The 20,003-nt window shown below is 63.4% G+C and carries 16 protein-coding genes; 3 read left to right on the top strand and 13 right to left on the bottom strand.

Annotated elements, in window-relative coordinates; genetic code table 11:
* Positions 1-21: 21 nt before the first annotated feature.
* Both DU505_RS11360 and DU505_RS11355 read left to right on the top strand, forming a co-directional pair.
* Positions 22-3,375, top strand: coding sequence for a DUF6519 domain-containing protein (locus DU505_RS11360; protein WP_114479101.1), 3,354 nt, complete (start codon positions 22-24; stop codon positions 3,373-3,375).
* A 15-nt stretch (positions 3,376-3,390) separates the two neighbouring features.
* Positions 3,391-3,936: a hypothetical protein gene (locus DU505_RS11355; RefSeq protein ID WP_114479100.1), complete on the top strand. Its 546-nt coding sequence runs from the start codon at positions 3,391-3,393 to the stop codon at positions 3,934-3,936.
* 80 nt (positions 3,937-4,016) lie between these two features.
* Here DU505_RS11355 and trxB read toward each other — a convergent pair whose 3' ends face one another.
* Together trxB and DU505_RS11345 are read right to left on the bottom strand one after the other, a co-directional pair.
* Complete coding sequence (gene trxB, locus DU505_RS11350) at positions 4,017-4,967, bottom strand: thioredoxin-disulfide reductase (protein ID WP_114479099.1); 951 nt, start codon at positions 4,965-4,967, stop codon at positions 4,017-4,019.
* Positions 4,968-5,113: 146 nt separating this feature from the next.
* On the bottom strand, positions 5,114-5,323 hold the full coding sequence (locus DU505_RS11345; protein WP_114479098.1) for a zinc ribbon domain-containing protein: 210 nt from the start codon (positions 5,321-5,323) through the stop codon (positions 5,114-5,116).
* A 175-nt stretch (positions 5,324-5,498) separates the two neighbouring features.
* On the opposite strand from DU505_RS11345, the gene acnA reads away from it, so the two are divergent.
* Positions 5,499-8,246, top strand: a complete 2,748-nt coding sequence (gene acnA, locus DU505_RS11340) for an aconitate hydratase AcnA (RefSeq protein WP_114479097.1) — start codon at positions 5,499-5,501, stop codon at positions 8,244-8,246.
* Positions 8,247-8,337: 91 nt separating this feature from the next.
* On the opposite strand, the gene DU505_RS11335 is transcribed toward acnA, so the two are convergent.
* From DU505_RS11335 to rpmB, 11 genes are all read right to left on the bottom strand, one after another.
* Positions 8,338-10,221, bottom strand: coding sequence for a sensor domain-containing phosphodiesterase (locus tag DU505_RS11335; protein ID WP_181872804.1), 1,884 nt, complete (start codon positions 10,219-10,221; stop codon positions 8,338-8,340).
* A gap of 181 nt (positions 10,222-10,402) precedes the next feature.
* Entirely contained in the window at positions 10,403-12,082 is a 1,680-nt protein-coding gene (locus tag DU505_RS11330; RefSeq protein WP_114479095.1) for an NAD-dependent malic enzyme, read from the bottom strand.
* A 96-nt stretch (positions 12,083-12,178) separates the two neighbouring features.
* Complete coding sequence (locus tag DU505_RS11325) at positions 12,179-13,348, bottom strand: YeeE/YedE family protein (protein ID WP_422667020.1); 1,170 nt, start codon at positions 13,346-13,348, stop codon at positions 12,179-12,181.
* 154 nt (positions 13,349-13,502) lie between these two features.
* Positions 13,503-14,528 carry a tryptophan--tRNA ligase gene (locus DU505_RS11320; RefSeq protein WP_114479093.1) on the bottom strand — a complete coding sequence of 342 codons (1,026 nt, stop codon included), beginning with the start codon at positions 14,526-14,528 and terminating at the stop codon, positions 13,503-13,505.
* Between the two features lie 543 nt (positions 14,529-15,071).
* Positions 15,072-16,184 carry an alanine dehydrogenase gene (gene ald, locus DU505_RS11315; protein WP_114479092.1) on the bottom strand — a complete coding sequence of 371 codons (1,113 nt, stop codon included), beginning with the start codon at positions 16,182-16,184 and terminating at the stop codon, positions 15,072-15,074.
* Positions 16,185-16,355: 171 nt separating this feature from the next.
* Positions 16,356-16,790: an acyl-CoA thioesterase gene (locus tag DU505_RS11310; RefSeq protein ID WP_114479205.1), complete on the bottom strand. Its 435-nt coding sequence runs from the start codon at positions 16,788-16,790 to the stop codon at positions 16,356-16,358.
* A gap of 9 nt (positions 16,791-16,799) precedes the next feature.
* Positions 16,800-17,117, bottom strand: coding sequence for a putative signal transducing protein (locus tag DU505_RS11305; protein WP_114479091.1), 318 nt, complete (start codon positions 17,115-17,117; stop codon positions 16,800-16,802).
* Positions 17,118-17,124: 7 nt separating this feature from the next.
* Complete coding sequence (locus DU505_RS11300; protein WP_114479204.1) at positions 17,125-18,315, bottom strand: class I SAM-dependent rRNA methyltransferase; 1,191 nt, start codon at positions 18,313-18,315, stop codon at positions 17,125-17,127.
* A 94-nt stretch (positions 18,316-18,409) separates the two neighbouring features.
* Positions 18,410-19,294 carry a bifunctional DNA-formamidopyrimidine glycosylase/DNA-(apurinic or apyrimidinic site) lyase gene (mutM, locus tag DU505_RS11295; protein ID WP_114479090.1) on the bottom strand — a complete coding sequence of 295 codons (885 nt, stop codon included), beginning with the start codon at positions 19,292-19,294 and terminating at the stop codon, positions 18,410-18,412.
* Positions 19,295-19,426: 132 nt separating this feature from the next.
* Complete coding sequence (rpmG, locus tag DU505_RS11290; protein ID WP_066451035.1) at positions 19,427-19,582, bottom strand: 50S ribosomal protein L33; 156 nt, start codon at positions 19,580-19,582, stop codon at positions 19,427-19,429.
* Between the two features lie 27 nt (positions 19,583-19,609).
* A complete protein-coding gene (rpmB, locus tag DU505_RS11285; RefSeq protein ID WP_066451038.1) occupies positions 19,610-19,846 on the bottom strand; it encodes a 50S ribosomal protein L28 in 237 nt (78 codons plus the stop codon).
* Positions 19,847-20,003 lie beyond the last annotated feature (157 nt).

Raw genomic sequence — 20,003 nt, 5'->3', positions numbered from 1 at the left:
CTTGGAAAGGAGGAAACTTCCATGAGCGGTGACTACAGCAGAGACAGTTTCGATGCCCTGCGGGATTATGCCGGGGTATTCCTGCAGCAGGGCCGTGCAGTGCTCGACAGCGACTGGAACGAACTGGTGACAATGTTCGAGCGCCGCATCCGCGCGGGAACGGTGGACACCATCGGCCGCGCCGTGGTCCCGCGGGAAACGCCGCTCGGCTTCGAAATCCGCCTGACGGATACCGGCCTCGAAGTTGGCCGTGGCCGCTTTTACCAGTACGGCAAGCTCCTGGAGTGCCACGGCTCGGCCAATTTCGATGACGGTGACACCTCCCTGCCCGACCCCATCTTCGACCGCACGCGCCCCGGGGCAGGCGGCCCCGAAGGCGTACTCGACGAGATGATCGCACCGCCTGCGGGCGATTATATCGATTACTTCGACCAACCCTACTGGCCCACCCCCCAAGAATTGCCCCAGGCCGGCACCCACCTCGTCTATATTGTGAGCTGGCAGCGAGAGATTACCCCCACTGAATTTACCGGCCTGCTGGAGCCCGCCCTCGACGGGCTCGACACAACGACGCGATGGCAGTCCGTGTGGCAGGTCCGCGTTCTGCCGGATATCGGCGACGCCGCCACCTGCGCCACGTCCGACGCAGAACTCGGCGGCTGGCTCGACGAGATCGCACCCTCCACCGCGCGGCTGACCACAGGCACCATCGACATCGAGGACCCGGAAGACCCCTGCCTGGTACCACCGACCGAAGGCTACTCCGGCATCGAGAACCAGTTTTACCGAATCGAGATCCACTCCACCGGCGAACCGGATGATGATGGCAACCCGCCGTCCCAGGGAGAGGCCCTCTTCAAGTTCAGCCGCGAGAACGCCTCGGTCCGAGCCTCGGTGGTATCGATCGCCGAGGATACAGAGAGTGTCACCGTCGGCCGCATCGGCCGCGACCAGGTACTGCGTTTCCGCCCGGGCGACTGGGCCGAGATCACCGATGATCACCGCGAGTTGAACCACCGCTCGGGCCAGATGCTGCGTGTGGCCGATGTCGATCCTGAGACCCGCGAGATCGAGTTCGAGAACGCCATCGAGGCCGACCTGCTGCCCTCGGGCATGGACGGTGACACGGTGGCCACACGGCATACCCGGCTTATCCGCTGGGACCAGCAGGGCGTCGTTCGGCTAGACGACGGCAGCGTGTGGATAGACCTCGACACCGAGGACTCCAACGGGCTGATTCCGGTGCCCCCCGACGACCGCGCCGTCGTACTGGAAAGCGGGATCACGGCCTCCTTCTCTACCGCCGCGGGACCCGGCGGTTACCGCGAGATGGACCACTGGCGGTTTGCCGCGCGCACCGCGGGTACCCAGATCGAAACCCTCCACGCAGCGCCTCCGGACGGCGTCCAGGGCCACTACAGCCGCCTCGCCATCTTGCGCCAGGAAGACGGGGCTGCCTCCGTGCTCGACTGCCGCAGCTTCTGGCCCCCCCTGTTCGAGGCGGGTGAAGGCTGCGCCTGCACCGTATGCGTCACCGCCGAGGGACACACTTCCGGAGAGCTGACCATTCAAGATGCCATCGGCCAGATCGGCGCGGCGGGTGGTACCGTGTGCCTCGAGGCCGGCACCTATGTATTACACCAGCCGGTGCTCCTGTCCAACCGCAACGCCATCCGCATGGTCGGCCAGGGACTCGGCACCATGCTCGTGTACCAGGGCGCAGGCGGGGCCCTGAGGATCGAAACCTGCAGCGATATCGAACTCGAGGATTTCACCCTCCTCGTCGCCCCGGCAACCGGCGATGATGGCGCTTCGCTGCCGGTGCACGGGGTTGTGGCAGTCAGCACTTCGCTTCTGGCGTTGCGCCGGCTCGCCGTGCTTGTGGCATCGGCAACTCCGGAAGATCGCTTCGACTTCGGCATCGCACTCGATGGCGTCCAGCTCGGCACCAAAGTCGAGGAATGCGTCTCCATAGCACCTCACGCGCTCGGTTCGCGCTCCTCCTACGAACTCGATGAGGACGGCGACCTGCCATTCGCCGCCTTCGCCGAGTTGCGCGCACTCGATTGCATTCTGTTCGGCGGTCGCGACGCCGTGCGCATCGACCGCGCGGCAATGAATATCTCCGCTGCCAGGCTGTCGCGCAACCTGGTCTTTTCGACCGGGGGCGGCATCCGCATCAACTGGGCCGAACTCCCTGCGGCATCCCTGTCAATCGACGGCAGCATAGTCGTCGCCAACCGCACCGCCGTGAATATTTCAGCCGGCACCACACGGGTGCAGGATTGCGAGATATCCGGCGGTAATGAGGGGGGCGGCGACGGCATCTTCCTCGCCCCGAGCATCCTGCCCGAAACGCTGACCGACGCCCAGATCATTGGCAATACCATCTTCGAGTGCGGCACGGGTATCCGTATCGCCGGAGCACACGACACCCTGTTCATCAAGCGCAACATCATTCGCGACAGTGCAGAGGCGGGTATCACCACCAGTCCCGACGCCACTATTCGTCACCTCGCCATCGATAACAACGCGGTCGAACGGGTCGGAATCAATGCGGGCCTGGATGCCGCCATCGGCATTGCGCTAACCTCGGTCGAATCCGGCCAGGTGATCGGCAACTCGATCCGTCGTGTGGGGGAAGCAGGTTTCTCCGGCCAGCGCTACGTCGGCATTGGTATCCAGGGTGTCGGCAGTGTGGACATATCGTCCAATGTCGTGTCGGAAATCGGCGGCAACCTGCCTGAGAGCTCATCGGTCGGGATCCTCGCCCGGCAGCCTTTTCTCGGCCTGAATATCGGCTCGAACCGCATTATGGGGGACCCCCAACAAGGCGAGGAACAGGTCGACTGGCGAGCCATCCTGGTCGGTGCCCCGATTGACGATTTCGGCGACGACCTGGGCACACCCGCGAATGGCTTCACTGCTGCGATACCCATTTTCGAGGCCACTGAGCTGATCTATTTCAATGTTGGGGAAGAGACCTGGACTGTATCCGCTGGGCACTTCGCGGCTATCCTTCCCGTATCACCCTCTCAGATGACGTGTATCGGCAACCACGCGCGATCCGCGCGGAACCTCCTCAGCGCAATGGTGACCATTGTCGATCCCGCTTCTACCGGACTCTCTTTCGCCAACAACCAATGCAATCTGCCCGGCGAAATCGCCATACGCGAGCTGGTGTTTCTGGCCGCACCGCGGGTATCCGCGGCGGGCAACAACTTGACCCACTTTAACCGCGAATCCACTTCGCTGCGCATCGTCACTGGCCGCGAGGGCGCCGCCACGCCCATCGGCAATATCACCTCCGCCGCGATCATCGTCCATCCCGGTGGCCTGCCCGCGCCCTTCGCGGCGCTCAACTTGAATGCTTGACCGGAGGGAATGGTCATGCCGACCAAAATTGCCACTCTCGGCCGCGAACGCACCATCGCCACGCTGGCCCGCCGTCTTTACAGGATCGAGGGCCGCGGTAGCACCGATCTCCAGCACCGCGCCGAGGCCGCACTGATTGCAGCCAACCCGCGGCTTTCCAGTGCAGGGGGTTTCCATGCCGGTAGACGAATTGTCGTGCCCACCCTCAGCGGGTTGACACATACTGAAGATGTCAGCACCGCCGACGCTGACGGTAAAGGCCTGATGGGCGAGACAGCGCTGCGCCTTCAGGCCCTCGGTAGTCAGATCGAAGACAGCTTCAGTCGCGCTTCCGAGACTCGCCGGGAGGCACTGAAACACATGGACAACACCAAGTTCGTTACCGAGGCCCGCGCCGCCCTCCCCGAGAGTACAACCCTCCTCTCCAGGACCAAGGAGCGCCTCTCTCGAGAAGACGAACAGGTCGAGGCAAAAAGCAAAGTCTTTCGGCAAGCCGTTTCTGCGGCACTGGAAGGCGTGAAGGCGCTTGACGAGCTGTCCCGTAGGACCAGTCCAAAGTAAAGGCGAGCGAGGCGCGGCTACAGACACCCAAGCAGGCACTGGCCGACTCGAGGACCAGCGCCACTGAGTGTATTGGATCGTTACAGCTCGTCCAGATAACGCTCCGCATCCAGTGCCGCCATGCAGCCGGTACCGGCAGAGGTGACGGCTTGCCGATAAACATGGTCCATCACGTCGCCGGCGGCAAACACACCCGGCACGCTGGTAGCCGTGGCGTTGCCCGCCAGGCCCGACTGCACCTTGATGTAGCCGCCAGCCATGTCCAGCTGTCCCTCGAAGATGCCCGTATTGGGGCTATGGCCAATGGCAATGAACAGGCCCGGCGCGACAATCTCCTTGGTGCTGCCGTCCTGGGTGGACGTGATCCGCACCCCGGTGACACCAGTATTGTCACCCAGCACCTCCTCCAGCACATGGTTCCACTCGAGTACCACGTTGCCGTTCTTGGCCTTCTCGCGCAGCTTGTCCTGCAGGATCTTCTCGGCGCGCAGGGTGTCGCGGCGGTGCACCAGGGTCACCTTGGAGGCGATATTGGATAGATAGAGCGCCTCCTCCACGGCGGTGTTGCCGCCGCCCACCACGACAACCTCCTGATTGCGATAGAAGAAGCCGTCGCAGGTGGCGCAGGCCGAGACCCCTTGCCCCATGAACTTCTGCTCCGATTCCAGCCCCAGGTAGCGGGCGCTGGCGCCGGTGGCGATGATCAGTGCGTCACAAGTATAGGCCCCGTTGTCGCCCTTGAGGGTAAAGGGGCGCTGGCGCAGCTCCACCTCATGGATGTGATCGAACAGCACCTCGGTATCGAAACGCTCGGCGTGGCGCTTCATGCGCTCCATCAGCTCGGGGCCCTGAACGCCGGCATCGTCCCCGGGCCAGTTGTCGACGTCGGTGGTGGTCGTCAACTGGCCGCCGGCCTGGATCCCGGTGATCAGTACCGGCTTGAGGTTGGCACGGGCAGCATAGACCGCGGCGGTATAGCCGGCCGGGCCGGAGCCGAGAATAATCAGGCGTTCGTGACGCGCTTCGCTCATGGAGAACCTCGTGACTCGCTGGATAGATGAGTATCGGTTGCCGGCCCTGTCGTTGCGGCATGGCAACCGCCAGCGCCGGACCCCCGAAAGCAAAGAGACCCATTGTAGCAGCCCAACCCCCGGGCGGCGCATCCGGCAACGACCCGCTAGAGGACCTCGTCGTCACGCCCCACCAGGACATCCTCCAGTTCACCATCGATGGGTGAGACGACAATGCGCAGTTGGATGGGTGAACAGCAGTAGGGGCAGTCCTCCCAGGTCTCGTGGCTCCCCTGCGAGGCATCCACCAGCAGTTCGAAGGGCATGTTGCAGTAGGGGCAGTGTACCGACCGCGTATCGAGGCGCTCTTCATTCATAACGGAGTCTCCCTGGGCGCCAGCCCCTCCTTGCGGCGGAACATCAGCACCACACAACGAACTTTCGTTCAGCATAGAAAGCTTGGGCAGTGCTTGAAAGGGCAGCCTATGATGACCATGTTCTAAACACGAGTTCTAAGTAAAGGACCGTTCACTACCGTGACAGGAGGCTTTCATGAGCCGTGACAAGATACCGGATACCCGGCAGACGCTGGACGCGAACGGCACCACCTATCATTACTACAGCCTGCCGAAGGCAGCCGAGGCGCTGGGCAACATCGACCGCCTGCCGATGACCCTGAAGATTCTACTGGAAAACCAGCTGCGCTTTTCCGACGCCGACAGCGTCTCCCGAGAGGACCTGCAGGCCCTGGTCGACTGGCAGCAGCAGGGCCGCTCCGATCGCGAGATAGGCTATCGCCCGGCGCGTGTGCTGATGCAGGACTTCACCGGGGTACCTGGCGTAGTGGACCTGGCCTCCATGCGGGCGGCGGTGGAAGCACTCGGCGAAGACCCGGCACGCATCAATCCCCTGTCGCCGGTGGACCTGGTCATCGACCACTCCGTGATGGTCGACAAGTTCGGCAATCCCACCGCGTTTCGCGACAACGTGGCCATCGAGATGGAGCGCAACCGGGAGCGCTACGAATTCCTGCGATGGGGCCAGGACGCCTTCGATAACTTTCGCGTCGTGCCGCCGGGCACCGGTATCTGCCACCAGGTCAACCTGGAGTACCTGGGCAAGACGGTGTGGACCAAGGAAGAAGACGGCAAATGCTTCGCCTACCCCGACACCCTGGTGGGCACCGACTCCCATACCACGATGATCAACGGCCTGGGGATACTCGGCTGGGGCGTCGGTGGCATCGAGGCCGAGGCCGCCATGCTCGGCCAGCCGGTATCGATGCTGATCCCCGAGGTGGTCGGCTTCAAGCTCACCGGCAAGCTCAGGGAGGGCATTACCGCCACCGATCTGGTGCTGACCGTCACCCAGATGCTGCGCAACCGCGGCGTGGTCGGCAAGTTCGTCGAGTTCTATGGCGACGGCCTGGCCGACCTGCCGCTGGCCGACCGCGCCACCATCGCCAACATGGCGCCGGAGTACGGGGCCACCTGCGGCTTCTTCCCGGTGGACGAGGAAACCCTCAACTACCTGCGCCTGACCGGCCGCGACGACGACGTGATCGCACTGGTCGAGGCCTACTGCAAGGCGCAGGGCCTCTGGCGCGAGCCCGCCCACGAACCGATCTTCAGCGACACCCTGCACCTGGACATGGACGAGGTCGAGGCCAGCCTGGCCGGGCCCAAGCGCCCCCAGGACCGGGTGGCGCTGAAAGACATGCCCCAGGCTTTCGCCAAGCTGATGGGGGACGAGGGCCAGAAGCCCTCCTCTTTCACCGAAAACGGCAAGCTGATGTCCGAGGGCGGCCAGACCGCCGTCGGTGTCCATGACAGCTACGAACACCATGACAGCCAACCCGTCGAGTACGTGGGCGAATCGTTCAAGCTCCACCCCGGCGCCGTGGTGATCGCCGCCATTACCTCCTGCACCAACACATCCAATCCCAGCGTGATGATGGCCGCAGGCCTGCTGGCCCGCAACGCCCTGGCCCGCGGACTCAAGACCCAACCGTGGGTCAAGACCTCCCTGGCGCCGGGCTCCAAGGTGGTTACCGAATACCTGGAGGCCGGCGGGGTCAGCGATGACCTCGATGCACTGGGCTTCAACCTGGTCGGCTATGGCTGCACCACCTGCATCGGCAACTCAGGCCCACTGCCGCCGCCCATCGAGAAGGCGATCGAGGATGGCGACCTCACCGTCGCCTCGGTGCTCTCGGGCAACCGTAACTTCGAGGGGCGCATTCACCCGCTGGTGAAGACCAACTGGCTAGCCTCCCCACCACTGGTGGTCGCCTATGCCCTGGCCGGTAACGTCCGGCTCAATCTCTCCAACGAACCGCTGGGTGAGGACAAGGACGGCAACCCGGTCTACCTGAAGGACATCTGGCCCTCACAGGCAGATATCGCCACCGCCGTCGAGAAGGTCAAGACCTCGATGTTTCGCAGCGAGTACGCCGAGGTGTTCGAAGGCGACGATACCTGGAAGGCACTCAAGGTGCCCCAGAGCAAGGTCTACGAGTGGTCGAGGGACTCCACCTACATCCAGCACCCGCCTTTCTTCGAGGGAATGGGGCGCGACCCGGACCCCATCGAAGACGTCAAGGATGCCCATATCCTCGCCGTCCTGGGCGACTCGGTGACCACCGACCACATCTCGCCGGCCGGTGCGATCAAGCCCGACAGCCCGGCGGGGCGCTACCTGCAGGAGCGTGGCATCAAGCCGGTGGACTTCAACTCCTACGGTTCACGTCGCGGCAATCATGAGGTGATGATGCGCGGCACCTTCGCCAACGTGCGCATCCAGAACGAGATGCTCGACGGCGTGGTGGGCGGCGAGACCCGTCATGTGCCCTCGGGCAAGCAGATGGCGATCTACGACGCGGCCATGAAGTACCAGGAGAAAGGCACCCCACTGGTGGTGATAGCCGGAAAGGAGTATGGCACCGGCTCCTCCCGCGACTGGGCGGCCAAGGGCACGCGGTTGCTCGGCGTACGCGCCGTACTTGCCGAATCCTACGAGCGCATCCACCGCTCCAACCTGATCGGCATGGGCGTGGTGCCATTGCAGTTCCCGGAAGGTGAGGATCGCAAGACGCTGGGCCTGACCGGCGATGAGACGATCTCCATCGAAGGCCTGGCCGACCTCACCCCGGGCGGCAAGGTCAGGGTAACAGTGCGCAGCGACAGGGGCGAGAAGACGCTTGAGGCCCTGTGTCGTATCGACACCACCAACGAACTGGACTACTACCGCCACGGCGGCATCCTCCACTACGTGTTGCGGAGGATGATCGGGACCGCCTGATGGCATGAGCAGCCCCACCTGAAGGCACATGGCCCCACCGGCCTCCCGGTGGGGCCATGTGGTTCTGCAAGCAGGTCCTTTGTCAGTTTGGCTATCGCTTACCGGGAGAGTCCGGTGTACCTAGGCCGTTCACCAACACACGCCGACACAAGGCGGGTATTTCCCCGGGCGGTACAGGTCGGGCAATGTAGAAACCTTGGGCAAACCGACACCCCTGCTCAACCAAGCATGCCAGCTGTTGCTGCGTTTCCACCCCTTCTGCCACCGTCTCGATATCGAATGCTTCTGCCATACGGATGATCGACCGAGCAAGTGCCAACTCCTTTTCTCCATCCGGCAATCGTTCGATGAAAGCTCGGTCGATCTTCAGGCCACTGATAGGAAGGCGGCAGAGGTAGGAGAGGGACGAATAACCGGTGCCGAAGTCATCGATACTCAAATGGATATTCGCCTGTGTCAGTAGCGCCAGATTGCGAGCCAGCAACGGGCTGTCCGACACCAGGGAGTGCTCCGTGACTTCAAGCCAGAGCAGATCGGGTTCGATACCCTCGCTATCCAGTTTAGCCAGCAGGTCTCGGGCAAAATCCGGGTGCTGAAGCTCCGCTGCGGCCACATTGATGGCAATTGGAACCCGGCACTGGCTCAGCTGCTGCCACTGTCGAATCTGTTCACAGGCCGCCTGCTGGACCCAGCGTCCCAGCAGGTAGATCAATCCGCTCTGTTCGGCAATGGGGATGAAGCGGTCCGGTCCCACTCTTCCCAATTCGGCATCCTGCCAGCGACAAAGCGCTTCCACAGCAGCAATACGACCGGTCCAAAGATCGATGATGGGTTGAAAGACCAGTTCCAGGCTTCGATTTTCCAGAGCGACCTGAAGTCGTGACTCGATCTTCAGCCGCTCCGAGATATCCAGCGCCTCCTCATGGGTAAAGAAACAGATGCCCGGCGTTTCTCCACTAGCCGTGAAACGAATTGCCGCCGATGCCCGCTCAATCAGCCCCGCCTGCGTCGTGCCATGCTGCGGAAAGACGCTGGCACCGATCTTGACTTGCAGGTAGTGCTGGCGTCCGCCAGCCAGAAAGGGGCGACTTAGCTGTTCTCGGGCGTGACTGGCCTTGGCATCGATGTAACGATCATCACCCTTGTAAGGGGAGAAACAGATGATGAATTCATCAGCCTGAAGGCGTGCAAGGGTACCGCCCGGCGGACACAGGGTCTTGAGTCGCTCACCAAACTGGCAGAGCAGGTCGTCGCCGACCTCGCTACCGAAGCTCTGATTGATCAAGCGCAGGCCGGAAATATTGAACAGAAGCACACCGACGGTGCGTTGCTCGCAATCGGCCCACTCGATCAGCTGACTAAGGCGATCCTGAAGCAGGCGGCGATTGGCCAGGCCGGTGAGGGGGTCGTAATAGGCTGAAAACTGAATCGAGGCCCGCAGTTTTTCCAGATCATTACGGTGGGCGATTTCACTTTCGAGCAGATCACCAAATTCCCTGAGACGGCGGCACTTCACTTCGTCGAACGAGCGAGGCTTTCGGTCGAGCACGCAGAGGGTGCCCAGCGGCTGGCCGGAAGGACCATGGACCACGGCGCCAGCATAGAAGCGGATACACGCATCGCCCGTGACCAGAGGATTGCCTGCGAATCGTCGATCTTCATGAGTATCGGGTACCACCATGACGCTCTGGGCATTGATGGCGTGGGCACAGAACGAAATGTCGCGGCTGGTTTCACGCATGCTCAACCCACAGCTGGACTTGAACCACTGGCGATCGCGATCGACCAGGGTAATCAGCACGATGGGGAAGTCGAAGATATCCGCGACGAGGTTGGTATAGCGATCGAAGCGCAGGTCGGATGTGCTGTCGAGCAGCTTGAGGCTATGCAGCTCCTCCAGCCGCGCCGCCTCGTCGGTTGGAATTTCGGGTGCCATGTAGTCGTCAACGCCTTGCCCCTCGTCTGCTTCAGCCACCTTCCCCCCCGCTGGCCTTCCCTGGAAAATCGCCAGTCTTACTTCGCAGCCTAGAACAGCTGGCGTTCGCTTGCCGGCCGACACGTTGCATTGGATCAACGCTACGCGCGGCGCGTCGACCGGCATGAGATCAGGAAAGGCCACGCCGATGCTCGGCATGGCTCAGAGGTTTGGATACGGCTCAGAACGACCGGCGGCGGTAACGCCTGTATTCCGGCTCCCAGCTGCTGCGCTCGATAGCCTGGCGCAACTTGATACCGTCGGTCTTGAGCGCGACGCCTTCACCCTGAGCCTGGGCGGCAACGTCGAAGGCAATGGCCTTGCTCAGTTCACGTATCTGAGAAAGCGCCGGCAGCAGGGCGCCTTCGCCATCCTTGACCAGCGGCGCTTCCCGCGCGAGCGCTCGGGAAGCGGCCATCAGCATGGCATCGGTGACGCGCCTGGCCCCACTGGCCACGACACCCAGGCCGATACCGGGAAAGATATAGGCGTTGTTACACTGGGCGATGGGATAGGTCTCGCCGTCGTAGACTACCGGCTGGAAGGGGCTGCCGGTGGCTACCAGGGCCTGCCCGTCGGTCCAGTTGAGTACATCCCAAGGGGTCGCTTCGGCACGGGAGGTGGGGTTGGAGAGCGGCATGATCAGCGGCCGCTCGCAGCCAGCATGCATGGCACGCACGACCTCTTCGGTAAAGATGCCCTTCTGACCGCAGACACCGATCATGACGGTTGGCTTCACCCGGCGGGCCACTTCGGCCAGCGCCTGACCGTCCCAGCCCTCGGTCATGGCGGGGTCATGCGCCAGTCGCCGCTGGAAATCGCGCAGCCAGCTCTGGTCGCTGGTGACCAGACCTTCCCGGTCCACCATGAACACGCGACTGCGCGCCGTTTGCTCGGAAAGGCCTTCTGTCTGCATCGCCACCACGACTTGCTCGGCGATGCCGCAGCCCGCCGAACCGGCACCGACGAAGACCACCCGCTGATCGGCCATGGTCTCGCCGCGCGCCTGGCAGGCCGCCATCAGGGTGCCGACGCAGACAGAGGCAGTGCCCTGGACGTCGTCGTTGAAGCAGCAGAGCTCGTTGCGATAGCGCTCCAGCAGCGGGACCGCGTTGGCCTGGGCGAAGTCCTCGAACTGAAGCAGCACATGAGGCCAGCGGCGTTTTACCGCGGCGATGAACGACTCGATGAAGGCATCGTACTCTTCCTGGGAGATGCGGGGGTGTCGCCAGCCCATGTACATGGGGTCGTCCAGCAATGTCTGATTGTTGGTGCCCACATCGAGCATGATCGGCAGCGTATAGGCCGGGCTGATGCCACCACAGGCGGTGTAGAGCGCCAGTTTTCCAATAGGAATGCCCATGCCCCCGATACCCTGATCGCCGAGGCCGAGGATACGCTCGCCGTCGGTAACGACAATGACCTTGACCCTGTCCTTGGTCGCGCTGCGCAGGATGTCGTCCATCCGCTCCCGGTCCGGGTAGGAGATGAAGAGGCCGCGGTGGTTGCGATAGATATTGGAGAACTCTTCACAGGCCTGCCCCACCGTGGGGGTATAGATAATCGGCAGCATCTCCTCGAGATGCTCTGAGACCAGTCGATAGTAGAGGGTTTCGTTATCGTCCTGAATGGCACGCAGGTGAATGTGGCGATCCAGGTCGCTGTGACACTGCCGATACTGCCGATAGGCCCGCTCGGCCTGTTCCTCGATGGTCTCCACGTTCTGAGGCAGCAGACCGATCAGGTTGAACTCGAGCCGCTCCTCGCGGGAAAAGGCACTGCCCTTGTTGAGCAGCGGCATCTCGAGCAGCGAAGGGCCGGAATAGGGAATGTAAAGTGGGCGTTTGGTTTCGGTGGTCATTGTGATCTCGATGCGTTGACTGGAATCCAGGCTATAGGCGCTCTAACGGCGCCTTGGCGCCAACTTTATCATGCCAGGCCCCCAACGGCGCCCGGCTCAGCTCCCCTTTACCCGTGCCGGCTGGCTCGGCCCATCGGTAAAGAAGAAGGGCCGCAGCCTGACGCCCGCCATGTTGCCGGCGAAGCCCGCCACCAGCCAGACCCAGCCGTGCAGGCTGCCCGAGGCGATGCCGCTGAAATAGGCGCCGATATTGCAGCCGAAGGCCAGCCGCGCGCCGTAGCCGAGCATCAGCCCCCCGATCACTGCGGCGACCAGCGACCTCAGTGGGATGCGAAAGCTGGGGGCGAAGCGACCGGCCAGGGTGGCCGCCACCATGGCGCCGAGGATGATGCCCACGTTCATTACCGTGGTGATATCGCTCCATACGCTGGCGCGAAGTGCCGCGGCATTACCGGGTGCCTGCCAGTAGCTCCAGGTGCTGACATCGCCGCCCAGCAGCTCATAGCCTTTGGCACCCCAAAGGGCGAAGGCCGAGGTAATCCCCCAGGGGCGCCCGGCCAGGGCCAGGGTAGCGAAGTTAAGCAGCGCCAGGGCCACCGCCCCCAGCAGCAGTGGCCAGGGCCCTGTGAGCCAACGGCGCTCGCTCAGGTTGATCCGCGGCACGTCTTCCAGCTGGCCATGGCGGCGCTTCTCCATGAATACGGTGAAGACGGCAATGGCGCCGAACAGTGCCAGGCTCACGGCGATGCCGCCACCGGCACCGAAGGTCTGAACCAGAGAGACGGGCTGAAAAGCGGGGAGCGCCATCCACCAGGAGAAATGGGCGGTGCCGATTAACGAACCGACGATGAAGAAAACCAGCGTGATCATCATGCGCGCATTACCGCCGCCGGCGGTGAACAGGGTGCCCGAGGCGCAGCCGCCGCCCAGCTGCATACCGAGGCCGAACAGAAAGGCGCCCACCACCACCGAAACGCCGATGGGCGCGACGAACCCTATCACTTCGCGACCGAACAGGGTGCCGGCACCCAGTGCGGGGAAGAACAGCAGCACGGCAATGGCCAGCATCACCATCTGGGCGCGCAGGCCGCGGCCACGGCGCTCGCTGATGAACACCCGCCAGGCAGCGGTAAAGCCGAAAGCGGCATGGTAGAGCGATACGCCGAGCAGCCCCCCGACGACCATCAGCATTCCCACACGCACGCCGAAGGCGAGCCCTATCAGCAGTGCCACCGCCAGCAGCAGCGCTCCCAGCAGCACAGACATCTGAAGCGGACGCTTCACATCCATTGCAGTGGCCATCAAACCTCTCCTCTCGATTCGCCCCTGAAGCTTGGCAAGCCCGACGGAAGTCCGCCAGCACGTCACAGAATGAGACAGGGCGCCCGGAGGCGCCCTGATCGGTAAGCTGAGGTTCCACTCAGACGAAGCGGCCAAGCCCCGCGGCATGACGCAGGCGATCCATGAAGGGAGCCGCCTCGGCCCGCGCTCGCTCGGCACCCTTGAGCAGCACCCGCTCGATGTGTCCCGGGTCCTCCATCAACGCCAGATATCGCTCCCGGGGTTCACGCAACTGTTCGTTGAGCATCTCGAACAGCCGATTCTTGGCCTCGCCCCAGCCGATACCGGCCTGGTACTCGGCGCGCATGGCCGTCGTCTCTTCGACACTGGCGAAGGCCGAGTAGATCTGGAACAGGGTACAGGTGTCCGGATCCTTGGGCTCACCCGGCTCCAGCGAGTTGGTCTTGATCTTGCGCACCAGCTTGAGCAGCTTCTTCTCGGCGACGAAGAGCGGAATGGTGTTGTTGTAGCTCTTGGACATCTTGCGCCCATCGAGGCCGTTCAGCGTGGCGACGTTGTCGTCCACCACCGCCTCGGGCTGGGTGAAGAAGTCGCCCTTGTAGAGATGGTTGAAACGCCCGGCAATATCGCGGGCCATCTCGATGTGCTGGATCTGGTCGCGGCCCACCGGCACCTTGTGCGCATTGAACATCAGGATATCGGCGGCCATCAGGACCGGATAGCCGAACAGCCCCATGGTGATGCCCTTGTCCGGATCCTGGTTGCCCGCCGCCTCGTTCTCGGCCACCGCCGCCTTGTAGGCGTGGGCGCGGTTCATCAGCCCCTTGGCGCACACGCAGGAGAGCATCCAGGTCAACTCGGGAATCTCGGGCACGTCGGACTGACGATAGAAGATGGCATTGTCGGTATCCAGACCCAGCGCCAGCCAGGTGGCGGCAATTTCCAGGCGCGACTCCTGCACCCGCTGTGGATCCTGGCACTTGATCAGCGCATGCAGGTCGGCGAGAAAGTAGTAGGACTGTACGCTCGGATCCTGGCTCGCGGCGATGGCGGGCTTGATCGCCCCGACATAGTTGCCCAAGTGTGGGGTACCGGTGGTGGTGATGCCGGTGAGAACGCGTGTCTTCTGGGATGCTGCACTCATGAAAGGCGGACTCTGCTAGCGGAAATGCCCGCTATGGTAACGCGAGGGGGCGATCAAGGCGACTAGCCAGGATAGCGGGGCGCCGGGGGCAGGTTGCCAATGAGGTCATTTGCCAGGGAAGGCAAATGTAGCGTCCAGGGAAGGATTTACAGCGCCTCATTGGCAACCTTTGCCGCCGGAACAGCCCCGCTGGCTGCGGCTCAGCCGTAAACAGCCAGTTGGGCTTGTTGCCCCACAAGAGCAAGAGACCTTCCATTGCACCGGACCTCCACTACGGCCTGTCCCCGGCGCCGCTCACCAAGGTTGGAATGTCTAGGCGCCTAGCAATTAGGGAAGCGCTGAACAAATTGGCGAGCGAGATGAAGCGCAAGGCGCACGGAGCACAGAACCGAGCGAAGCGACAAACATCCGCAGGATGGCTCCGAAGGAGCGAGAAGCCGAAGGCTTCGAGTCAACCGGAGCAAATGGGGTATATGTGAGGATTCCGACCGGGCTGGCGCACCAGCACCGCGCAACGCAGCGATTCGCTCGCGCAGACATTTGTTACACCAGGCGCACGGGGTCGACGCTCTCCAGCCCAAAGGCCTCGGCCACGGCACGGTAGGTGACCTGGCCGTCGTGGACATTGAGCCCCGGCAGGAAGTGCGCATCGTCGGCAAGCGCCTGCTGCCAGCCCTTGTCGGCCAGGGCGATGACGAAGGGCATGGTGGCGTTGGTCAGTGCCAGCGTGGAGGTCTGGGCCACCGCCCCCGGCATATTGGCCACGCAGTAGTGGACGATGCCATCGACGATATAGGTCGGTTCGGCGTGGGTCGTCGCATGGCTGGTCTCGAAGCAGCCGCCCTGGTCGATGGCGACGTCCACCAGCACGCTGCCCGGCTTCATGTCGGCGAGCATCGCACGAGTGATCAGCTTGGGTGCGGCGGCACCGGGAATCAGCACGGCGCCCACGATCAGGTCGCTTTGCCGCACCGCCTCGTCGATCGCATCGGCCGTGGAGAAGACCGTCTTCATGCGCCCCTGGTAACGGTCGTCGAGCACCTCGAGACGCGCAATCGACTTGTCGAGCACGGTAACCTCGGCACCCAGGCCCAGGGCCATGCGCGCCGCGTTCTCGCCCACCACCCCGCCACCGATCACCGCCACTTTCCCCGGGGCCACGCCAGGTACGCCGGGCAACAGCACACCGGCACCGCCCTGGGCCTTCTCCAGGCTGTGTGCGCCGGCCTGGACTGCCATGCGCCCCGCCACCGTGCTCATCGGTGCCAGCAGCGGCAGGCCACCCTGATGGTCGGTGATTGTCTCGTAGGCGATGCAGGTCGCGCCGCTCGTCATCAGACCGCGCGTCAGCGTCTCTTCCGCAGCCAGGTGCAAGTAGGTGAACAGCGTCTGTCCGCGCGTCAGCCGCGCCACTTCCTCGGCCTGGGGCTCCTTGACCTTGAGGATCAGTTCCGCGTCGCGCCAGACGGCGTCCACATTCGCTTCGAGACTCGCGCCCGCCGCCTCGTAGCTGGCATCGGGAAAACCGGCACCTTCGCCTGCGCCGGCCTGCACGGTAACCGAGTGGCCACGGGCCACCAGCTCCCGCGCCCCGGACGGGGTCAGGGCGACGCGATATTCATGGTTCTTGATTTCCTTCGGCACGGCAATTTTCATGGGAACTCCTGGGGCTTGGCCAGCGTTATTGTTGCTCTAGGCTTCCATTACAGCACAGCCAGTCCATACACGAAGTATCCACGGATCAATACGATAAAAATCCACAAATCTCTGCTTTCGTGCAGAAAATCATCTCATGAGGAAAGCGTATATCAGGAAATCAACAAAGGCTTACTCGGCCACGAGCGCATCGCCGTAGGTCGACGCATACTCGACCGGCAGCCGCCGCGGTCGGCCACTGGAGAGCTCGATACAGGCAAAGCGGGTGCGTGCCCGCAGCAGGGTACGGCCGTCGGCCGGGCGTATCAGCTGGAAGCGGCGAGTCAGGGTCAGGCGGCCGTCGCAACCGACGATCCATGTCGCCAGTTTCAGGCGCTCACCCTCGAAGGCCGGTGCCAGGTAATCGAGTTCGTGACGATGCACGGCCATGGCCCGGTCCAGCGCCCGGTAGCGATCCAGGTCGAGGCCCAGGCATTCCGAATGCGCCCAGCTGATTCGCTCGACCCAGCGCAGGTAGGCGGTATTATTGGCGTGGGCATAACCATCGATATCGGTGGCATTGACCTCGATATCGATCACGAACGGGGTGGGCAGGTCCCAATCCAGGCTCATCCATCACTCCCTTGCCGTTCCACACTGCCAACAGGACTCGAAGACCCCCTCAAGGGTTTCACCACAACCCGGACAAGTCCAGTCGGGGCGATCGTCACTGTCCGCCATGGCGTCCCGTATCAGCGACTCGGCCCGCGCACGGTTGTGGGGCGCCACCCAGACCTCCGGTTCGCACTCCCCCAGGGGCAGCTCACCCGCACCGCCGCCCAGGGTCAGGTTGCGCAGCTCCACCGGGATATCGGCCGCGGCCAGCACGTTGCGAACGTGGCTGACCAGCAGCGCATTGGAGTGGGCGAAGACACGGACGTACTCAGGAGTCATGGCACACCTAGTCGCGGAAGACGCGGACACCCAGCGCCTTCAGATATGCGGTTTCAGGAATCGCCGGGTGCACCGGGTGGTCAGACCCCTGATGCCCCTGGAACACGACCTGGCCGTGGCGGTCCTGATGACGCACCGCGCCCCGCACGACTTCCATCAACCGCTCGGGCGCCAGGTGCATGGAGCAGGAGGCCGAGAGCAGCAGGCCATCGCGGCCCAGCAGACGCATCGCTTCCCGATTGAGCTTGCCGTAGGCGCGCTCGCCGTTGGGAATGTCCTTGCGCTTGCGGATAAAGGCCGGCGGGTCGAGGACGATGACGTCGAACTGCTCGCCATCCGCCTTGAGGGCCGCCAGGGCCTCGAAGGCGTCGCCCTCGCCTACCGCCACCTGCTCCTGCAGGCCGTTGAGGGCCGCGTTCTCGGCGACATGCTCCAGCGCCTGTGCAGAGCTGTCGATGCAGAGCACTTCGCTGGCCCCATTCGCCGCCGCCTGTACGCCCCAGCCCCCCACATAGCTGAATACGTCGAGCACCCGCTTGCCGGCCACCAGGCCATTGAGCCAGGCGCGATTGGCGCGGTGGTCATAGAACCAGCCGGTCTTCTGTCCATCGAGCACCGGCACGCTGAAGCGCACGCCGTTCTCTTCCATCAACACCGGGCCGGAGAGTTCGCCCTTGACCACTTCGACCTGGCGTTCCAGCTGCTCCTGGCGACGACCAGAGGAGTCGTTCTTGAACACGATGACCCGCGGCGAGAGCACCTTGTCCAGCGCAGCGACGACCTCCTCCCCGAGCCGCTCCATGCCAAGCGTATTGAGCTGAACCACCAGGACGTCGTCGAAGCGGTCGATAACCAGGCCGGGCAGCAGGTCGCCCTCACCGTGCACCAGCCGGTAGAAGGGCTTGGCGTAGAGCCGCTCGCGCAGCGCCAGCGCCTGGTTGAAACGATGCACCAGCAGCGAGCGGTCGAGGCGCATGTTGGGGTCACGGGAGACGACCCGGGCGCTGATCAGCGAATTGGGATTGACGTAGGCGACCCCCATCGCCTTGCCGTTGGCGGCTTCGACAATCACCTGTGCACCCGGCTCCATGCCTTTCAGCGGCGTCGCCTCGATGTCGATCTCGTTGGAGTAGAGCCACAGGTGGCCGGCCTTGAGGCGGCGGTCGGCGTTCTTCTTCAGGCGCAGGTTCTGGGTCACGTTGTTCGTCATGATGCTTCTCGGCAAGTGCGGGCGATGCCTGGCAGCACCCGGAAGTTCAGAAAAAATGGTACCGGTCGACGACAGCCGTCGATCAGTGCTGACACTCGATACAGAAAACGCTGGCACGCTGCCCCAGGGTCACCAGTCGCAGTTCGCCGCCACAGCGTCGGCAAGCCTGTCCATGGCGACCGTAGACGTTGAGCCGCTGTTTGAAATAGCCGGGCTCGCCGGTGCCGCTGACGAAGTCGCGCAGGGTCGTGCCGCCCTGGGTAATCGCCGCTGCCAGCACCTCCCGAACCGCCGCCGCCAGCCGCTCATAGCGCTCGAGCGAAATCCGCCCAGCGGCACGGCGCGGATCGATACCGGCCAGGAAGAGGGCTTCGGCCGCGTAGATATTGCCCACGCCCACGACCACCTCGTTGTCCATCAGGAACGGCTTCACCGCCATGCGCCGGCCGCGCGAGAGCCGGTAGAGCCGCTCCCCGTCGAAGGGGTCGGAGAGCGGCTCGGGCCCCAGGCGAGCCAGGCGCGGATCCTGCTCTACCCCGCCGGCCAGCCAGTCGACGAAGCCGAAGCGACGCGGATCGTGGTAGCGCAACAGCCCGCCATCGTCGAACACCAGGTCGATGTGGTCGTGCTTCTTCGGCAGCTCGCCCAGTCGGGCGATACGCAGGCTGCCCGACATGCCCAGGTGCCAAAGCAGTGTCCCGCTCGACGGAACTTCGACTCCCGCTGCGCCCGCGTCCTCGCGCCTCCCGCCGGGCGTATCGGTCTCGGCGGGCCGCAGCGGTATCAGCAGGTACTTGGCGCGGCGAGCCAGGGGGCCGATGCGCGACCCGACCAGGCGGTCGACGAAGTCGTCGGGCACCGGCACTCGCAGGCGTCCCTGGCGCACGATCACCTCCACGATCTCGCGGCCCTCCACGTGAGGGGCGATGCCGCGGCGGGTTGTCTCGACTTCGGGAAGTTCGGGCATGAAGTCGCTCGCTCAACTTGGTCGATGGGCTGCCCAACGCCGCCCACCAATGGTGTTTTCACAAACGCCTGAACCCGGCATGAGCCGGGTTCAGAAGAACAGGTTTGAACACCTGCGGAAGACGACCAAGGCTTACTTGATCTTGGCTTCCTTGTACATCACATGCTGGCGGATGACCGGATCGAACTTCTTCATTTCCAGCTTGTCCGGGGTGTTCCGCTTGTTCTTGTCGGTGGTGTAGAAGTGGCCGGTACCGGCACTGGACACCATTCTGATCTTGTCACGCATGACTGCTCTCTCCCTGGACTGTATCGCTTAGACGGCTTCGCCGCGCTTGCGCAGATCGACGAGCACAGCGTCGATACCTTTCTTGTCGATGATACGCATACCCTTGGAAGAGACGCGCAGCTTCACGAAGCGATTCTCTGACTCCACCCAGAAGCGGTGGGAGTGCAGGTTCGGCAAGAAGCGACGACGGGTCTTGCGCTGGGAGTGTGAAACGTTGTTACCAGTCACCGGGCGCTTGCCGGTAACCTGACATACTTTGGACATGGGAGCCTCCAACCGCTTGGCCAGGTGATTTCAACCTGAGTGTTCAAAACCTGTCGGGCAAACCGGGAACGAGCCCGTTGTCATTTGACCCAAGGGAATTCAAAGGCTGCACTTTATAGCAGAGTACACCCCGTCAGGCAATAGCAGCCGCGTATTC

This window comes from Billgrantia montanilacus (assembly GCF_003336675.1).
Classification (GTDB): Bacteria; Pseudomonadota; Gammaproteobacteria; order Pseudomonadales; family Halomonadaceae; genus Halomonas; species Halomonas montanilacus.
Note: the sequence above shows the minus strand (reverse complement) of the source record. Positions and strands in the feature narration are given on the sequence as shown.

Coding starts and splice junctions, on each gene's coding strand:
- DU505_RS11360 (WP_114479101.1), top strand. CDS start 22: ATGAGCGGTGACTACAGCAGAGACAGTTTCGATGCCCTGCGGGATTAT.
- DU505_RS11355 (WP_114479100.1), top strand. CDS start 3,391: ATGCCGACCAAAATTGCCACTCTCGGCCGCGAACGCACCATCGCCACG.
- trxB (WP_114479099.1), bottom strand. CDS start 4,967: ATGAGCGAAGCGCGTCACGAACGCCTGATTATTCTCGGCTCCGGCCCG.
- DU505_RS11345 (WP_114479098.1), bottom strand. CDS start 5,323: ATGAATGAAGAGCGCCTCGATACGCGGTCGGTACACTGCCCCTACTGC.
- acnA (WP_114479097.1), top strand. CDS start 5,499: ATGAGCCGTGACAAGATACCGGATACCCGGCAGACGCTGGACGCGAAC.
- DU505_RS11330 (WP_114479095.1), bottom strand. CDS start 12,082: ATGACCACCGAAACCAAACGCCCACTTTACATTCCCTATTCCGGCCCT.
- DU505_RS11325 (WP_422667020.1), bottom strand. CDS start 13,348: ATGTCTGTGCTGCTGGGAGCGCTGCTGCTGGCGGTGGCACTGCTGATA.
- DU505_RS11320 (WP_114479093.1), bottom strand. CDS start 14,528: ATGAGTGCAGCATCCCAGAAGACACGCGTTCTCACCGGCATCACCACC.
- ald (WP_114479092.1), bottom strand. CDS start 16,184: ATGAAAATTGCCGTGCCGAAGGAAATCAAGAACCATGAATATCGCGTC.
- DU505_RS11305 (WP_114479091.1), bottom strand. CDS start 17,117: ATGACTCCTGAGTACGTCCGTGTCTTCGCCCACTCCAATGCGCTGCTG.
- mutM (WP_114479090.1), bottom strand. CDS start 19,294: ATGCCCGAACTTCCCGAAGTCGAGACAACCCGCCGCGGCATCGCCCCT.
- rpmG (WP_066451035.1), bottom strand. CDS start 19,582: ATGCGTGACAAGATCAGAATGGTGTCCAGTGCCGGTACCGGCCACTTC.
- rpmB (WP_066451038.1), bottom strand. CDS start 19,846: ATGTCCAAAGTATGTCAGGTTACCGGCAAGCGCCCGGTGACTGGTAAC.